Origin of the sequence: Micromonospora sp. SL1-18, assembly GCF_047921505.1 — a bacterium.
Lineage (GTDB): Bacteria > Actinomycetota > Actinomycetes > Mycobacteriales > Micromonosporaceae > Micromonospora.
Genome location: NZ_JBLROA010000057.1, coordinates 24,362 through 39,316, shown reverse-complemented (window position 1 = coordinate 39,316; position 14,955 = coordinate 24,362). Strand labels below are relative to the sequence as shown.

Here is a 14,955-nt window from a genome sequence, read left to right as displayed (position 1 = left end):
TAGCCGCATGACCAGCCATGCCGACCCGGTCGACGGTGCCGCGATCCTCGATGCCCTACACGCCTGCCTGACCCGCTACGTCATCCTGCCCAGCGCTGAGGCTGTCGACGCCGTGGCGCTGTGGATCGCCGCGACCCACGCCCAACCCGCGTGGGCACACGCGCCCCGCCTGGTCATCCGCGCACCGGAGAAGCGGTGCGGGAAGTCTCGGCTGCTCGACGTCGTGGAGGGCTGCTGCCACAACCCGCTCATCACCGTCAACGCCTCACCCGCCGCCGTCTACCGCGCCATCGGCAGCGACACCCCGCCAACCCTGCTGGTCGACGAAGCCGACACCATCTTCGGCGGGAAGAACGCCGACGCGAACGAAGACCTACGCGGGCTGCTCAACGCCGGCCACCAGCGCAACCGGCCCGCGATCCGGTGGGACGCGGGCACCCAGCGGCTAGAGAAGATCCCCACCTTCGCCATGGCCGCCCTCGCCGGCATTGGCGCGATGCCCGACACCATCGAAGACCGCGCCGTCGTGGTCCGGATGCGCCGCCGCGCCCCCGGCGAGACGGTCGCCCCGTACCGACACCGCCGCGATGGTCCCGCCCTGCGCGCCATCGCTCAGCGCCTGGCCGTATGGCTGGGCGCGAACCTCGCCACCCTCGAAGCCGCCGAACCGCCGATGCCGGTTGAAGACCGCGCGGCCGACACGTGGGAACCGCTCGTGGCCGTCGCCGACCTAGCGGCCGGCACATGGCCCCAGCGTGCCCGGCAAGCCGTCACGGTCCTGACCGCCGAGGCCGACGAGTCCGGCAACGTCTCGACCCGCGTGCGGCTGCTCGCCGACGTGCGCACCGCCTTCACCGTGCTCGGCGACCCGCCTGCGGCTTCCACTCACGACCTGCTCACTGCCCTCAACGACGACGAAGAGGCACCGTGGGCAGGGTTCGGGCCGACCGGCCTCACCGGCAAGCGTCTCGGCGACCTGCTCCGCGAATTCGGGATCACGTCGACCACGATCCGATTCCCGGTCGGGCAGGCCAAGGGCTACACCCGAGACGCCTTCACCGACGCGTGGAACCGGTACTGCCCCGCCCCATCCGTACCATCCGTACCAACGTCGTTTCCGCAGGTCATCCCCGGTACGGATTCCCTCGCTGGTACGGATCGATCCGTACCAGCGACCCCACCCCGTCGCGCCCTTGGTACGCATTAATCCGTACCAGGCACCCAATCCGTACCGCACCTGACCAGGCAAAACGAGCTTGGTACGGATGGTACGGATACCCCCCGGCGACACGTCACCCACCGCCGCCCATGACCGGACGGCCCCCGGCGGGCGGGGTTCCTCTCCTGCCCCAGCTACCGGCCGCCGGCCCCGGAAACGGCCCGCTGAGAGCCCCTGAAACGGATTGACCCAACCCATCACACCGGGACACCCCGGATCTTGCGTCTCCGTGGCTCTCAGCGGGCCGCTCTGCGCCGCTCTGATGCGATACCTCCCTGTTCCTCCGCAAACGATCCGGACAGACCGAAAGGCGCTCAGCGTGCGAATCAGGCTCCACGGCACCCCCGCTGAAACAGCCGCAGCACTCGCCGCCATCGCCCAAGTGCTGCACATCCACAACGTCAGCCGACCCCACCCCGATCGGTCCCCGTCCACCTGGCACCGCATCTACATCGACGCCACCCCGAGGGAGGACACCCGCCGATGACCACCCGCCGCACCTCGACCGGCAATCTGCTCACCCTCGCCGAAGTCCTGGACGAACTCCGCGTGCCCCGATCGACCTTCTTCCGCTGGAAGGCCACCGGCCGCGCCCCCAAGACCATCAAGTACCCCAACGGCAGCCTGTACGTCCGTCGCCGCGATCTGGACAACTGGCTTAACGACCATGAAGAAGAGGCAGCCGCTTGAGCAGCTATGACGTGCGAGTGCACGCGATCCTGACCAACGAACTGTCCGGCAAGAAAAAGTCCTACACGGTCCGATGGAAGGTCGCTAACAAGCCGTTCCGGGACACGTTCGCCACCCGGGCACTGGCCGAAAGTTTCCGATCGAAGCTGGTCGTGGCACAACGCGAAGGAACGGCGTTCGACGAGAAAACCGGGCTACCTGAACCGATGGCCCGGGAACTGAACAGCCGGAATTGGTACGACCTGGCCGTTGCTTTCGTGGACATGAAGTGGCCGCGCGCCGCAGCGACCCAGCGCAAGAGCATCGCCGACGCGCTCACCACCGTCACGCCCGCGCTGCTCAACACGTCGCGCGGAGCACCGGACGACGTGGAGATCCGTCACGCTCTCTACGCGTGGACCTTCAACAAGTTGCAGCGTGACCGCGACAACGGCGTGCCGCCGGAGCACCTCGCCCCGGTTGTCCGATGGCTCAGCGCGAACACGCTGCCGCTGCCCGAGGTGGCGAATCCGGCCATCATCCGGAAGGCGCTCGACCTGCTAACGACTCGGATTGACGGCCGTCCGGCCGCAGCAAATACCGTCGCGCGAAAGCGCGCCGTCTTCTACAGCGCCTTGAAGTACGCGGTAGAGCTTCGCTATCTCGACGCCCACCCGATGGACTTCATCCAGTGGCGAGCGCCGAAGAATACCGATCAGGTCGACCGTAAGGTGGTGGTCAACCCCAAGCAGGCCCGTTCGTTGCTCGCGGCGGTCCGGACACGCGATCCGCACCTGGAAGGGTTCTTCGCCTGCATGTACTTTGCCGCGCTCCGCCCTTCCGAGGTGATCCATCTACGCGCCGATGAATGCGAATTGCCCGAGAAAGGGTGGGGCTGGCTTCACCTCAGCGGTTCAACTCAACAGGTCGGCGAGGATTGGAGCGACAGCGGCGAATCGCTGGAGGATCGCGAGTTGAAGCACCGGGCGAAGAAAGCTACCCGCGACGTGCCAGCCTGCCCGGAGTTGGTCGGCATCCTGCGGCACCACGTGCGGAAGCACTGCCGGGACGCCAACGGCCGGATGTTCAATGCCGCCGGCGCTCGGGTGGCCCCGGTGTCGAAGAGCACCTACCTACGTGCCTGGCGGCAGGCGCGGGAGTCGGCGCTGACGCCGGTTCAGCAGCGCTCGCCGCTGGCTCATCGGCCGTACGACCTGCGGCACGCCGCCGTGTCGCTCTGGCTGAACACCGGGGTACCGGCGACCCAGGTCGCTCAGTGGGCCGGGCACAGTGTGCATGTGTTGTTGAAGGTCTACGCCTCCTGCATCGACGGACAGGATGAGGCCGCCCGGAGGCGGATCGAGGGGGCGTTGAGCACCGAGGAGCCGGACACGGCCGAGAAGGAGCCGGGAGCGCCGACACGTAAGCGACACGACCAGTGAGACGCGGCGGCCCCGGGCGAGACGAAGTGAGACCGACTCACCACCCATAAACACGCCCCCTGACCGGCGTTCGCGCTGGTCAGGGGGCGTTTTTGCTGATCAAGGGGGCGGAGGGTGTGGGATTCGAACCCACGAAGACATCGCTGCCTTACCGGTTTTCAAGACCAGCGCCATCGGCCACTAGGCGAACCCTCCCGGACACGTCCCCGCAGGGCACGCGACCGTGCCTAGTCTGCCATGTACCGCTTAACGGGCGAGCCGGCGTCCCACCCTCGCTGCAAAGATGTCCGCGTATTGAACACCCCGGCGGTGGTGCTGATCACCGGAATCATGGCGGCGGGCAAGTCCACTGTGGCCGGGCTGCTGGCCCGGCGACTGCCTTGCTCGGTGCACCTGCGGGGTGACGTGTTCCGACGGATGGTGGTGAACGGGCGCGCGGAGATGACCGCGCAGCTCTCGGACGAGGCGTGGCGGCAGCTCCGGATGCGCTACGACCTGGCCGCCACGGTGGCGGACCGGTACACCGCCGAGGGCTTCACCGTCGTACTCCAGGACATCGTGATCGGCGCTGAGCTGCCGGCGATGGTCGAGCGGATCCGGCACCGGCCGCTCGCGGTGGTGGTGCTCGCGCCCCGCGCCGAGGTGGTCGCCGCCCGCGAGCGGGACCGGCCCAAGCAGGGGTACGGAGACTGGCCGGTGGCCGAGTTCGACGCCGAATTCCGCGCCGCCACGCCCCGGATCGGGCTCTGGCTGGACACCTCGGCACAGACGCCCGAGGAGACGGTGGACGAGATCCTGGCTCGGGCGTGGACGGAGGGGCGGATCGGGTAAGACTGGGGCCATGCACGCGATCACGATTCCGAAACCCGGCGGACCCGAGGCCCTCGTCTGGTCGGAGGTGCCCGACCCGGAGCCCGGCCCCGGCGAGGTGGTCGTCGAGGTGTCAGCGAGCGCCGTGAACCGCGCCGACCTGCTGCAACGGCAGGGGCACTACCCGCCGCCCCCGGGTGCGCCGGCGTACCCGGGGTTGGAGTGCTCGGGGGTGATCGCCGCGGTCGGTGCCGAGGTGACCGGCTGGGCGGTCGGCCAGGAGGTCTGTGCGCTGCTGTCCGGCGGTGGATACGCCGAGCGGGTGGCCGTGCCGGCCGGGCAGCTGCTACCGGTGCCGGCCGGGGTGGACGTGGTCGACGCGGCGGCGCTGCCGGAGGTGGCCTGCACGGTCTGGTCGAACGTGGTCCGGGTCGCCGGGCTGACGGCGGGCGAGACGCTCCTGGTACACGGTGGCGGCAGCGGGATCGGCACCTTCGCCATCCAGCTCGGCGTGGCGCTCGGCGCGACGGTGGTGGTGACCGCAAGGGCGGCGAAGCACGAGCGGCTGCGCGAGCTGGGCGCCGCACACGCGATCGACTACCGGGAGCAGGACTTCGTCGAGGAGGTCCGCCGGGTCACCGACGGCCGGGGCGCGGACGTGATCCTGGACATCATGGGCGCCGCGTACCTGCCCCGGAACGTGGCGGCGCTGGCCACCGGCGGCCGGCTGGTGGTGATCGGCATGCAGGGCGGCCGCAAGGGCGAGCTGGACCTGGGCATGCTGCTGGCGAAGCGCGGCTCGGTCCACGCGACGGCGCTGCGCTCCCGCCCGCTGGGCGAGAAGGCGGAGATCGTCCGGGGCGTACGCGAGCAGGTGTGGCCGCTGGTCGAGTCGGGGGCGATCCGCCCGGTGGTGCACGCCCGGGCGAGGCTGGCCGACGCCGCCGACGCGCACCGCCTGATCGAGACGAGCGACCACCTGGGCAAGGTGCTGCTGGTCCGGTGACCGGTCAGGCCGACGCCCGGTCCGGATCGGCACCGGGCAGCATCAGCCGGGCGCCGGGGCCTTCGGCGGCCAGCGAGTCCGCCGGGTTGTAGAGGGTACAGCGCTGCAACGACAGGCAGCCGCAGCCGATGCAGCCGTCCAGGTCGTCGCGGAGCTTGCCGAGCAGCCGGATCTTCTCGTCCAGCCGGTCCCGCCAGGCGCGGGAGAGCGCCGCCCAGTCGTCCGGGGTGGGCGTACGCGAGGACGGCAGCGAGTCCAGCGCCTCCCGGATCTCCTCGAGCGAGACGCCGACCTGCTGGGAGATCCGGATGAAGGCCACCCGGCGCAGCTCGGTGCGGGCGTACCGGCGCTGGTTGCCGCCGGTGCGCTGGGAGCGGATCAGCCCGAGCCGCTCGTAGTAGCGCAGCGCGGAGGGAGCCACCCCGCTGCGGGCGGAGAGCTGTCCGATGGTGAGTGTTTCCGGCATCACAGGGCCTTGAGTTGAAGTGTGCTTCAACTCCGAGGCTAGCGGCATGACGACGACGACTGCCACCGACCCCGCCGTGCTCCGGGGTCTGCTCGACCGGGTACGCGCCGGACGGGAGTTCGGCGCCAACGTGTACTCGACGCTGGACGTGCTCCAGGTGCTCTACGACCGGGTACTCCGGATCACCCCGGAGACCGTCGACGATCCGGACCGGGACCGCTTCCTGCTCTCCAAAGGGCACGCGGTCGCCGGCTACTACGCGCTGCTCGCCGCGAAGGGCTTCGTGCCGGTGGAGTGGCTGGACGACCAGGGCGGCTCGGCCAGCCGCCTCGGCGACCATCCGGACCGGCTGCTGGTGCCCGGCGTGGAGATCGGCTCCGGGTCGCTCGGGCACGGGCTCGGTCTGGGCGTGGGCACCGCACTCGGGCTGCGGGCCCAGGGCCGGCGCGACCCCCGGGTGTACGTGCTGCTCGGCGACGCCGAGCTGGACGAGGGCTCGAACCACGAGGCGATCGCGTACGCCGGGGCGACCGGGTTGGCCAACCTGACCGCGATCGTGCTGGACAACCGGTCGGCGAGCCACGGCTGGCCGGGCGGCGCGGCGAGCCGGTTCACCGTCAACGGGTGGACCGCCGCGACCATCGACGGCCGGGACCAGGCGGCCCTGCACACCGCCCTCACCGGGCACGACAACCACCGGCCGCACGTCGTCGTCGCGGTCGTCACGGACGGGGAGTGATCATGCGCGACACCTTCGTGGCCACGGCCACCGCCTTCCTGGACGACCCACGCACCACCATCGTGCTGGCCGACATCTCCGCCGCGGCGTTCGCCCCGGCCGCCGAGCGTCACCCGGACCGCGTCATCAACGTCGGCATCCGGGAGCAGCTCATGGTGGGCGTGGCGGGTGGCCTCGCGCTGACCGGGCAGCGCCCCATCGTGCACAGCTACGCGCCGTTCCTGGTGGAGCGGGCGTACGAGCAGATCAAACTGGACCTCGACCATCAGGGGGTCGGGGCGGTGCTGGTCAGCGTCGGCGCGTCGTACGACCGGGCGGCGGCGGGCCGCACCCACCTGAGCCCGGCGGACGTCGCAATGATCGACACTCTGCACGACTGGACGGTGCACGTGCCGGGCCACCGGGACGAGGTGCCCGGGCTGCTGCGCGGCGTGGTGTGCGGGCAGGGCTCGGCGTACGTGCGGCTGTCCACCCAGAGCAACGCGTGGGCGTACCCGGAGGCGGGTGACCTGCGGGTCGTCCGCGATGCCGGGCCGGGGGCGCCGCTGCTGGTGGCGGTCGGTCCGCTGCTGGACCAGGCCCTCGCGGCGGTCGCCGATCTGCCGTTGACCGTGGCGTACACCCATCGGCCGCGGCCCTTCGACTCCGCCGGGCTGCGGGCCCTCGCGGGCACCGAGGTGGTCCTGGTCGAGCCGTATCTGGCGGGCACCTCGGCCCGGGTGGTCGGCGCGGCGCTGGCCGATCGGCCGCACCGGCTGCTCAGCCTCGGGGTGGGCCGGTCGGAGCTGCGCCGCTACGGCACGCCCGAGGACCACGACCGCTGGCACGGCCTGGACGCGGCCGGCCTGCGCCGCTCGGTCGGCGCGTTCCTCTCGGCCGCCTCCTGAGGCGGGTCGCGGCCTGGAGGACCTACCGGCGCCGGGCGCGCTCGCGGGTGAGGATCCAGACGGCCTCGACGCCGTCCTTCCAGGTGATCTTCTTGCCCTCTTCGCGGCCCCGGGCCCGATAGCTGATCGGCACCTCGTAGGGGCGGATGCGCTGGCGGAGCAGCTTGCCCGTGACCTCGGCCTCCATGCCGAAGCCGCGCGACCGGACCTGGAGCGAGCGGTAGAGCTCCAGCGGCATCAGCTTGAAGCAGGTCTCCAGGTCGCCGATGTACGAGTTGAACAGCACGTTGGCCACCATTGTGACGCCCCTGTTGCCCATCACGTACCAGAAGCTGTAGGCGCTGTGGCTGCCGAACGTCCGGTTGCCGTAGACCACCGTCGCCCGCCCGTCGAGCACCGGCTCGAGCAGTCGCGGAATGTCCTGCGGGTCGTACTCGAGGTCGGCGTCGAGGATGACCATGTACTCACCCTCGGCGCTGGCCACGGCGGTCTTGATCGCCGCGCCCTTGCCGGCGTTGCGCTGGTGGGTGATGACCCGCAGCCGCGCGTCGTCCACCCGTTCGAGGACCTCTGCGGTCCCGTCCCGGCTGCCGTCATCCACAATGACGAGTTCGATCTCGCAGGGATAGTCCACCGCCAATGCCTGCTTCAGGGCATCCGCGATGCGTTCTTCCTCGTTGTAGACCGGCATGAGGATCGAGAGCTTCACGGGTTCTCCACGGTGGCTACGGTCAGTCGGCCCTAGCGTAACTCGGGGCGGTCGTCAAGGTGGGCAGCGCGTGCCCACAAGCCCGACGAGCCCCGGTCGGCTACGGCGACTTCATCGGCTCCCGGGTCTACTGACGAGAGGTGCCCATGATTGCCGACCGCTGGCCGGCGGAGACGTACGGGGGAATGTTCGGGTTCTGTACGGAGTGAGTCAGCGCACCGGCGCGGGACGGAACGCGGCCGGCCGGGCGCCGACCGGCGGCTCGCCGATGGTGGCGACCAGCCGCTCCGCCGGCGTCCGGAGCCGGGTCCGGAAAGCGTGGTTGAGCAGCGTGTCGACCTGCCACACCTGCTTCGGATGGTGGGTACGGATGAGGAACCGCTCGCGGACCCCGTCGATCGCGGTGGCCGCCAGCTCGACGCTCTGCGAGCGCGGGTCAGAGCTCCAGGTCACGTTGGTCAACTCACGCAGTTCGGTGTTGAGGTGCAGGCGCAGCCGGTGCAGCACCCGGGTCTGCCGGGTGATCACCAGCCGGCGGTGGGTGAGGAGCATCAGGTAGTCGCCGCCGATCGGGTGCTCGGGGCGGCTGCAGCGGGTGACCAGGATCGGTGCGTCGCCGGAGCCGACGCACCGGCGGAAGATCGACATGTGCCGACTGACAGTCTGGGTCGCCAGGCCGGTCTCGGCGGCGGCCGGAAGGAACGTTCGCGAGAACACGTCCATGCAAGATGCAACGAGCATGTGAGCTGAGGTGATATGGGTCACTCGCGACTTCTGGAACTTCCACCCGTGCAAATCGCACCCGCTGTGCGGCGTCGCCAGCCGGGACCGCCGGTCCTCTTCCCGACGGACATGCGACGGCCCGCGCCGACTGATCCGGCGCGGGCCGTCGGGGATGCCCTGTGGGGTCAGAGCAGCGGGGCCGCGTTGCCCCAGCCGGTGCCGATCCGGATCGCCGGGGCCCAGCCGGTGCCGGTCCACGGGTAGCGGAGCAGGTAGCCGGTGGACTTCTGCACCGCGACCAGGTCCGGCCAACCGTTCCGGTCGAAGTCACCGACCTGGACCAGGTCCCGCGCGGTGTCCCAGCCGCTGCCGATCCTCGTCCGCTTGGTGAACGCGCCCCCGCGCCCCGTGTAGAGGTACAGGTAGCCGGTGCTCTTCTCCCGGGCCAGCAGGTCCGGGTAGCCGTCCCCGTTGAAGTCGCCGCCGCCGTTCAGCTCGTCGAAGCCGTTCCAGCCCGAGCCCAGCAGCACCTTGCTGCTGAACGTGGTGCCCTTGCCCGTGTACAGGTACAGCTTGCCCGTTGACGACTGCACCGCCACCACGTCCTGGTAGCCGTCCCGGTTGTAGTCACCGATCGGGGTGATCTCCCGCATGCTGTTCCAGCCGGCGCCGAGCTTCACCCGGGTGGTGGTCCCCGACCCGGTGCCCGGGTAGAGCCACAGGTAACCGGTCCGCTTCTCCCGGGCCAGGATGTCCTCGCCGCCCGAGCGGTTGAAGTTTCCCGCTCGCAGCATGACGTCCATGGTGTTCCAGCCGGCGCCCAGGCTCAGCCGGCCGCTCAGCGTCGTGCCGTTGCCGGAGTAGACGTACGCCCGGCCGGTGGCCGCCTCCCGGTAGACGACGTCCGACCAGCCGTTGCCGGTGAAGTCGCCGAAGCGGGCGGCGGGGAGCGGGGCGACGTCCAGGAAGTCACCGTCGATGTTGATGGTGTAGCCGCCGTACGTCTCGTTGCGCGGGCCGGCGTGCTGCTTCATCCGCCGCTTCGGCGACCAGTAGCCGGCCGGGATCGTCGGGTCGTCGACCGTCGCCACGTCGTCCCAGCGGGCGAAGTGCATGTAGTCGGGGCGGACGTAGCCGGCGTTGTTGTAGGCCGTGACCTGGTCGGCCACGCCGCGCGCCACACTGCTGTAGAAGCCGGAGAGGTAGCCCGAGTCGTGCAGGCGCGCCGTCCAGGCGCTCATGAAGGAAAGGACCGCCGTGGTGCAGGCGGCGTCCCCGCCGGAGTAGTCCTCCATGTCGTAGACGAGGACGCTTTCCCGGGGCAGGCCGAGGTTCTGCGCCTGGACGAGGGCGTCCTCGGCCTGAGCTCGGCCCTGCGCGGCGGCCTGAGTGGGGTCGATCTTGGCCTTGGTCGTCTCGAGGCACGGCGCCTGGAGGCCGACGTACATCGGCACCAGGTGCCAGCCGGCCGCCACCTGTGTGGCGACCCATTCGGCGGTGAGGTTGGGCTGGGCACAGCCCCGGTCCACCCCGCCGAAGTAGATGGTGACGGCCCGGTAGGGCGAGTTGGCCCGCCAGGCCTGCATGGCGGCGCTGCTCGGCGCGGTGCAGGCGTCGAAGCCGAGACCGGTGTAGGTGCCGGGCTGCGGGCCGACGGCCGCCGAGGCCGGGCCGGTGGTGGCGGCGAGTGCGGTGCCGGCACCGACGACGGCTGCGGCCGTGGCAGCCAGCGTCCGCCGAGCGGCCCGGCGCAGCCCGAGCCGCGAGAAGGTGGGTGTCATAGTTCCCCGAATCTGCTCCGTGATCGGAAGGCCGGCGGGCGGACCTCTGGCGTCCCTCGCCTCGCACCGGCCCAAAGATTGTTGCCAGGTCGAAGCCGGTCTGTCGACCCCGCAACGAAATCCCGTCCTATTCGGACTGTTTCGTCAGCCCGCGGAGGGACTGCCCGTGCGGGCCGGCCCAGGCAGTCGGGCGGTGCAGCGGGCGGGGGATCACCCGCCTCAGAGCAGCTCGACGATGGTCGCGTTGGCCATCCCGCCACCCTCGCACATGGTCTGGAGGCCATAGCGGATCCCGTTGTCCCGCATGTGCTGGAGCATGGTGATCATGATCCGGGCGCCGGACGCGCCGAGCGGGTGACCCAGGGCGATCGCCCCGCCGCGCGGGTTGAGCCGCTCCGGGTCCGCCTCGGTCTCCGCCAGCCAGGCCAGCGGGACCGGTGCGAACGCCTCGTTCACCTCGTACACCCCGATCTCCTCGATGCCCAGCCCCGCGCGGCGCAGCGCCTTCGCGGTGGCCGGGATGGGGGCGGTGAGCATGGTGACCGGGTCGTCCGCGGCGACCACGGCGGTGTGTACGCGGGCCAGCGGGCGCAGGCCGTGCCGGCTGGCCCACTCGCTGGTGGTGACGGCGAGCGCCGCGGCCCCGTCGGAGATCTGCGACGCGGAGCCGGCGGTGACCACGCCGTCGGCCCTGAACGGGGTGGCCAACTCGCCGAGCTTGGCCAGCGAGGTGTCCCGCCGGATACCTTCGTCGGCGCTGAACTTGCCGCCGTCGGCCAGCGGCACCGGGGCCAGCTCGGGGTCGAACGCGCCGGCGTCCTGCGCGGCGGCGGCCTTCTCGTGGCTGGCCAGCGCGAACTCGTCGAGCTGGGCCCGGGAGAAGCGCCACCGCTGGGCGATCAGCTCGGCGCCGACGCCCTGGTTGAACGGGAGCGGGTTGTCCTCGGCGACGCCCTCGACGCCCCGGTAGCGCTCCAGGATCGCCACGCTGAACGGCATCCCGCCGGCCACGCTGGAGCCCATCGGCACCCGGGTCATCGACTCCACCCCACCGGCGACCACCAGGTCGGCCTGGCCGGATACGACGGTGGCGGCGGCGAAGTGCAGCGCCTGCTGGCTCGACCCGCACTGCCGGTCGAGGGTGGTGCCGGGGACCGACTCGGGCCAGCCCGCGGCGAGGACGGCGTTGCGCGCCACGTTCCACGACTGCTCGCCGACCTGGGAGACGCAGCCCCAGACCACGTCGTCGACCAGGCCGGGGTCGATCCCGGTCCGCTCGGCGAGGGCGCGCAGCGCGTGCGCCGAGAGGTCGACCGGATGTATGCCGGCCAGGCTGCCCTTGCGCCGCCCGACCGGGGTCCGTACCGCACCGACGATGACCGCGTCACTCATGTCTACTCCCCGGTAACTTGGGCTGCCTCCGATCCTACGTCCTCAGCCGCCCGGCCGCCCTCCCCCGACCTCCCGGCGATAGCGCCGGCGGCCGGACCGGCTGGCATCCTGGGGTGGTGATTCCACAGTCGCCTCAGTCCCGTTCCCGGCAGTGGCGCGTACCGCCGGCCATGCCGGTGGCCAAGCTGGTCGGGGCGGTGGTCCTGGTCGCGCTCGGCCTGCTCTTCGCCGACGGCGATCGGGTCCGGCTCGTACTCGCCGGGCTGGCCGCCGCCGCGCTGGCCGGCTGGGCCGTACGCGACCTGGTCGCGCCGGTCCGGCTGGCCGTCGACGCGGAGGGGATCATCGTACGCGAGGGCTTCGCCGGCCGGCGGCGGCTGCCCTGGCCGGCCGTGGAGGCCGTCCGGGTGGAGCGGCGTACCCGGCGGGGGCTCAGCGCCGAGACGCTGGAGATCGACGCGGGCAATTCGTTGCACCTGTTCGGCCGGTACGACCTCGACGCGCCGCTGGACGAGGTCGCCGAGGCCCTGCGGGCCGCCCAGGCCGCCACCGGCTGACAGCCGCCCAGGTTGTCGCCGGCTGGCGGCCGCCGGGGCACCGACCGGCGACAGCTGTGCCTCGGCCCGGCGTGTGCCGGCTCAGCCGGTCAGCATCCCGGTGCGGACCAGGACCAGCCCGAGCAGCGCCACCAGCACGATCGCCCCACCCGCCGCCTGGACCAGGTTCCGCCGCAGCCGCGGGGCGTACGCCAGGACCAGGGCCATCAGCGCGCCGGTGAACAGGCCACCGAGGTGACCGGCGACGGAGATGTTCGGCACGGTGAAGGTGAAGACCAGGTTGATCACCAGGATCGGCACGATGGCCGAGGTGCTCCGGCCCAGCCGGCGCATGATCACGAAGATCGCGGCGAAGAGGCCGAAGATGGCGGTCGACGCACCCGCCGAGGGCTGGTTGGGCGGGCTGAACAGGTAGACGGCGACGTTGCCGCCCAGCCCGGCGATCAGGTAGAGCGCCAGGAAGCGCAGCGGGCCGAGCACCGACTCCAGCGCCCGGCCGAGCACCCAGAGCCCCCACATGTTGAGCAACAGGTGCACCAGGCCGTAGTGCAGGAACATCGCGGTGACCAGGCGGTACCACTGCCCCTCGGCGACCCCGCCGACGGTTCCGTCGGGGAAGACGGCCAGGCCGAGCACCGACCCCCAGTCCGTCAGCGGCGTGCGGCCGCCGAGCAGGCCACCGAGGCCGCTGCCGCCGGCGGCCGCACCCACGTTCTTGGCCGAGGCGATGGAGAGGACCATGACCAGCACGTTCAGCGCGATCAGGGTCTTTGTGACGTAGCCCTCGCGGCCGGCGGCACCGCCACCGAAGGCGGTACGCGCCGGCCGCACGCTACGGCGCCCCTCGCTCACGCACTCCGGGCACTGGTGCCCGACCGAGGCCTCCCGCATGCACTCAGGGCAGATCGGCCGGTCACAGCGCGTGCACCGGACGTACGTCCCCCGGCCGGGGTGGCGGTAGCAGACCGGAGTGGTCGGCACCGGCCCGCCGGTGGCGTCATTTGCCTGCCCGGAGCGCTCAGTCATGCGAGCAAAGGTACCCGCACGGTGCTCACGCCGCCGCTCCGCTCCGCTCAACCGCGGCGCGAGGCGCCACGCTGCTGAGCCGAATGGTTCGCTCGCTCACGCGGCCTTGTGCTCGATCTCGACGCGCTCGATGACCACGTCCTGGAGCGGCCGGTCGCTCGGGCCGGTCGGGGTGTTCGCGATCGAGTCGACCACCTTCGCGGACTGCTCGTCGGCCACCTGCCCGAAGATCGTGTGCCGGTTGTTCAGGTGCGGGGTCGGCGACACCGTGACGAAGAACTGCGACCCGTTGGTGCCCGGCCCGGCGTTCGCCATGGCCAGCAGGTAGGGCCGGTCGAAGCGCAGGTCCGGGTGGAACTCGTCGGCGAACTTGTAGCCCGGGCCACCGCGACCGGTGCCGGTCGGGTCGCCCATCTGGACCATGAAGCCGCTGATCACGCGGTGCGAGATGGTGCCGTCGTAGTACGGGCCGCTGCCCGGCTGGCCGGTACGCGGGTCGATGTACTCCCGGGTTCCCTCGGCCAGTTCGATGAAGTTGCGGACCGTCTTGGGCGCGTGGTTGGAGAAGAGCTGCAGCCGGATCGGGCCGGCGTTGGTGTGCAAGGTGGCGTAGACAGCCTCGGCCACGGGTACTCCTCACTTGTCGGTCAGTTCCATGCGGATCCTCCCATGTGCCCGATCTGGCCATGCGGAGGCATCCGAAGGTGGAGGATGACGAAGGAATAACTCCCCAGGAGGTGGGACCGTGTTTGGAATCGGGCGGCGTAGGACCCGGGGGCAGCTCGCACGTGCGGAGCTGAACCAGGGCATCGGTCACCTGAGGCAGGCCGCGGCGCACGCGGCGAGGGGTGCCGGCACCAGTGTCGGCCCGCGGGTCCAGGCAGCCCGGGTTGCCGTCGTGCCCACCGCGATCATGGTCCGGGACCGGGCGTCGAGCGGCCTCGCCGCGACGCTCGCACCGCTGGTCCTGGCCTTGCGCGATGCCCAAGCCGAGGCCGCGGGCAAGACGGTGGCCGGCCGGAAGGCCGCCGCCGCGAAGCAGGCCGCGGTGAACCGCAAGACGAAGGCCAAGAACCTCAAGGCCGCCAGGAAGGGGCAGAAGAACAGGTCGACGGGCCGGATGGTCGGCCTGCTGGCCGCCGGCACCGTCGCCGGGCTGGCTGGCGCGATGGCCATGCGCCGCCGCCGCGAGCAGCAGGAGTGGGCCGAGTACGACCCGACCGGCGGGCTGGAGCCGATGCGCGAGGACGTCGACACCATCGTGGTGGAGACCCCGGACCCGAGCGCGAAGGTAACCCAGGCGAGCGGTGCCGGCAGCTCGGCGGTGGCCGGGGGCGGCAGCGCCGCCACCGCCACGTCCAGCAGCCAGCCGGTGATCCAGCCGACCGACCAGGTGCCCTCGGTCGCCGAGGGTGCCCGGGACGTCTCCGGCCGCCCGGCCGTCGACGTCAGCAAGGCGCTGAACAACGGGAAGACCGCAAAGGCCAGCGGTCGCCGCTGACCTCACCGGACACGGAAGGCGCCGGCAC

The 14,955-nt window shown here is 71.3% G+C and carries 17 protein-coding genes and 1 tRNA gene; 10 read left to right on the top strand and 8 right to left on the bottom strand.

Annotated features, from left to right (window positions below; all coding sequences use genetic code 11):
• Positions 1 to 7 precede the first annotated feature (7 nt).
• From ACNAW0_RS23300 to ACNAW0_RS23285, 4 genes are all read left to right on the top strand, one after another.
• Positions 8 to 1,207 carry a DUF3631 domain-containing protein gene (locus ACNAW0_RS23300; RefSeq protein ID WP_416290096.1) on the top strand — a complete coding sequence of 400 codons (1,200 nt, stop codon included), beginning with the start codon at positions 8 to 10 and terminating at the stop codon, positions 1,205 to 1,207.
• A 331-nt stretch (positions 1,208 to 1,538) separates the two neighbouring features.
• The gene (locus tag ACNAW0_RS23295) at positions 1,539 to 1,706 is read left to right on the top strand and encodes a hypothetical protein (protein ID WP_416290093.1); all 168 of its coding nucleotides are present in this window, start codon (positions 1,539 to 1,541) and stop codon (positions 1,704 to 1,706) included.
• Positions 1,703 to 1,909: a helix-turn-helix transcriptional regulator gene (locus ACNAW0_RS23290; protein WP_416290092.1), complete on the top strand. Its 207-nt coding sequence runs from the start codon at positions 1,703 to 1,705 to the stop codon at positions 1,907 to 1,909. The genes ACNAW0_RS23295 and ACNAW0_RS23290 overlap by 4 nt, the downstream gene beginning before the upstream one ends.
• Positions 1,906 to 3,330, top strand: a complete 1,425-nt coding sequence (locus tag ACNAW0_RS23285) for a tyrosine-type recombinase/integrase (RefSeq protein WP_416290091.1) — start codon at positions 1,906 to 1,908, stop codon at positions 3,328 to 3,330. Before ACNAW0_RS23290 ends, ACNAW0_RS23285 begins: the two co-directional genes overlap by 4 nt.
• Positions 3,331 to 3,438: 108 nt before the next feature.
• On the opposite strand, the gene ACNAW0_RS23280 is transcribed toward ACNAW0_RS23285, so the two are convergent.
• Positions 3,439 to 3,525, bottom strand: a tRNA-Ser gene (locus ACNAW0_RS23280).
• 99 nt (positions 3,526 to 3,624) lie between these two features.
• Here ACNAW0_RS23280 and ACNAW0_RS23275 point away from each other — a divergent pair.
• Positions 3,625 to 4,161 (top strand): AAA family ATPase, encoded by a 537-nt coding sequence (locus tag ACNAW0_RS23275; protein WP_416290090.1) that lies wholly within the window; start codon positions 3,625 to 3,627, stop codon positions 4,159 to 4,161.
• Between the two features lie 10 nt (positions 4,162 to 4,171).
• Positions 4,172 to 5,146: an NAD(P)H-quinone oxidoreductase gene (locus ACNAW0_RS23270; protein ID WP_416290089.1), complete on the top strand. Its 975-nt coding sequence runs from the start codon at positions 4,172 to 4,174 to the stop codon at positions 5,144 to 5,146.
• Positions 5,147 to 5,150: 4 nt separating this feature from the next.
• Here ACNAW0_RS23270 and soxR read toward each other — a convergent pair whose 3' ends face one another.
• Positions 5,151 to 5,612 carry a redox-sensitive transcriptional activator SoxR gene (gene soxR / locus ACNAW0_RS23265; RefSeq protein WP_416290088.1) on the bottom strand — a complete coding sequence of 154 codons (462 nt, stop codon included), beginning with the start codon at positions 5,610 to 5,612 and terminating at the stop codon, positions 5,151 to 5,153.
• A 46-nt stretch (positions 5,613 to 5,658) separates the two neighbouring features.
• On the opposite strand from soxR, the gene ACNAW0_RS23260 reads away from it, so the two are divergent.
• Both ACNAW0_RS23260 and ACNAW0_RS23255 read left to right on the top strand, forming a co-directional pair.
• Positions 5,659 to 6,351: a transketolase gene (locus tag ACNAW0_RS23260; protein ID WP_416290087.1), complete on the top strand. Its 693-nt coding sequence runs from the start codon at positions 5,659 to 5,661 to the stop codon at positions 6,349 to 6,351.
• 2 nt (positions 6,352 to 6,353) lie between these two features.
• On the top strand, positions 6,354 to 7,238 hold the full coding sequence (locus tag ACNAW0_RS23255) for a transketolase family protein (protein ID WP_416290086.1): 885 nt from the start codon (positions 6,354 to 6,356) through the stop codon (positions 7,236 to 7,238).
• Positions 7,239 to 7,260: 22 nt separating this feature from the next.
• Here the strand turns inward: ACNAW0_RS23255 and ACNAW0_RS23250 are convergent, their stop codons facing one another.
• The 4 genes from ACNAW0_RS23250 to ACNAW0_RS23235 form a co-directional block, all read right to left on the bottom strand.
• A complete protein-coding gene (locus tag ACNAW0_RS23250) occupies positions 7,261 to 7,947 on the bottom strand; it encodes a glycosyltransferase family 2 protein (RefSeq protein WP_416290084.1) in 687 nt (228 codons plus the stop codon).
• A 210-nt stretch (positions 7,948 to 8,157) separates the two neighbouring features.
• Positions 8,158 to 8,670: a hypothetical protein gene (locus tag ACNAW0_RS23245; protein ID WP_416290083.1), complete on the bottom strand. Its 513-nt coding sequence runs from the start codon at positions 8,668 to 8,670 to the stop codon at positions 8,158 to 8,160.
• A 185-nt stretch (positions 8,671 to 8,855) separates the two neighbouring features.
• The gene (locus tag ACNAW0_RS23240; protein ID WP_416290082.1) at positions 8,856 to 10,451 is read right to left on the bottom strand and encodes a glycoside hydrolase domain-containing protein; all 1,596 of its coding nucleotides are present in this window, start codon (positions 10,449 to 10,451) and stop codon (positions 8,856 to 8,858) included.
• A 219-nt stretch (positions 10,452 to 10,670) separates the two neighbouring features.
• Complete coding sequence (locus ACNAW0_RS23235; RefSeq protein WP_416290081.1) at positions 10,671 to 11,843, bottom strand: thiolase family protein; 1,173 nt, start codon at positions 11,841 to 11,843, stop codon at positions 10,671 to 10,673.
• A gap of 170 nt (positions 11,844 to 12,013) precedes the next feature.
• Here ACNAW0_RS23235 and ACNAW0_RS23230 point away from each other — a divergent pair, with 170 nt between their 5' ends.
• Positions 12,014 to 12,400: a PH domain-containing protein gene (locus ACNAW0_RS23230; protein WP_416290095.1), complete on the top strand. Its 387-nt coding sequence runs from the start codon at positions 12,014 to 12,016 to the stop codon at positions 12,398 to 12,400.
• Between the two features lie 81 nt (positions 12,401 to 12,481).
• On the opposite strand, the gene ACNAW0_RS23225 is transcribed toward ACNAW0_RS23230, so the two are convergent.
• Positions 12,482 to 13,426: a rhomboid family intramembrane serine protease gene (locus ACNAW0_RS23225; protein WP_416290080.1), complete on the bottom strand. Its 945-nt coding sequence runs from the start codon at positions 13,424 to 13,426 to the stop codon at positions 12,482 to 12,484.
• 96 nt (positions 13,427 to 13,522) lie between these two features.
• Positions 13,523 to 14,053: a peptidylprolyl isomerase gene (locus ACNAW0_RS23220; RefSeq protein WP_416290079.1), complete on the bottom strand. Its 531-nt coding sequence runs from the start codon at positions 14,051 to 14,053 to the stop codon at positions 13,523 to 13,525.
• A gap of 118 nt (positions 14,054 to 14,171) precedes the next feature.
• On the opposite strand from ACNAW0_RS23220, the gene ACNAW0_RS23215 reads away from it, so the two are divergent.
• On the top strand, positions 14,172 to 14,927 hold the full coding sequence (locus ACNAW0_RS23215) for a hypothetical protein (protein WP_416290078.1): 756 nt from the start codon (positions 14,172 to 14,174) through the stop codon (positions 14,925 to 14,927).
• The last annotated feature ends 28 nt before the right edge of the window (positions 14,928 to 14,955 follow it).

Bases quoted from the DNA above. Each gene is read 5' to 3' on its own strand.
- ACNAW0_RS23300 (WP_416290096.1), top strand. From the start codon at position 8: ATGACCAGCCATGCCGACCCGGTCGACGGTGCCGCGATCCTCGATGCC.
- ACNAW0_RS23290 (WP_416290092.1), top strand. From the start codon at position 1,703: ATGACCACCCGCCGCACCTCGACCGGCAATCTGCTCACCCTCGCCGAA.
- ACNAW0_RS23270 (WP_416290089.1), top strand. From the start codon at position 4,172: ATGCACGCGATCACGATTCCGAAACCCGGCGGACCCGAGGCCCTCGTC.
- soxR (WP_416290088.1), bottom strand. From the start codon at position 5,612: ATGCCGGAAACACTCACCATCGGACAGCTCTCCGCCCGCAGCGGGGTG.
- ACNAW0_RS23260 (WP_416290087.1), top strand. From the start codon at position 5,659: ATGACGACGACGACTGCCACCGACCCCGCCGTGCTCCGGGGTCTGCTC.
- ACNAW0_RS23255 (WP_416290086.1), top strand. From the start codon at position 6,354: ATGCGCGACACCTTCGTGGCCACGGCCACCGCCTTCCTGGACGACCCA.
- ACNAW0_RS23245 (WP_416290083.1), bottom strand. From the start codon at position 8,670: ATGGACGTGTTCTCGCGAACGTTCCTTCCGGCCGCCGCCGAGACCGGC.
- ACNAW0_RS23240 (WP_416290082.1), bottom strand. From the start codon at position 10,451: ATGACACCCACCTTCTCGCGGCTCGGGCTGCGCCGGGCCGCTCGGCGG.
- ACNAW0_RS23235 (WP_416290081.1), bottom strand. From the start codon at position 11,843: ATGAGTGACGCGGTCATCGTCGGTGCGGTACGGACCCCGGTCGGGCGG.
- ACNAW0_RS23230 (WP_416290095.1), top strand. From the start codon at position 12,014: ATGCCGGTGGCCAAGCTGGTCGGGGCGGTGGTCCTGGTCGCGCTCGGC.
- ACNAW0_RS23225 (WP_416290080.1), bottom strand. From the start codon at position 13,426: ATGACTGAGCGCTCCGGGCAGGCAAATGACGCCACCGGCGGGCCGGTG.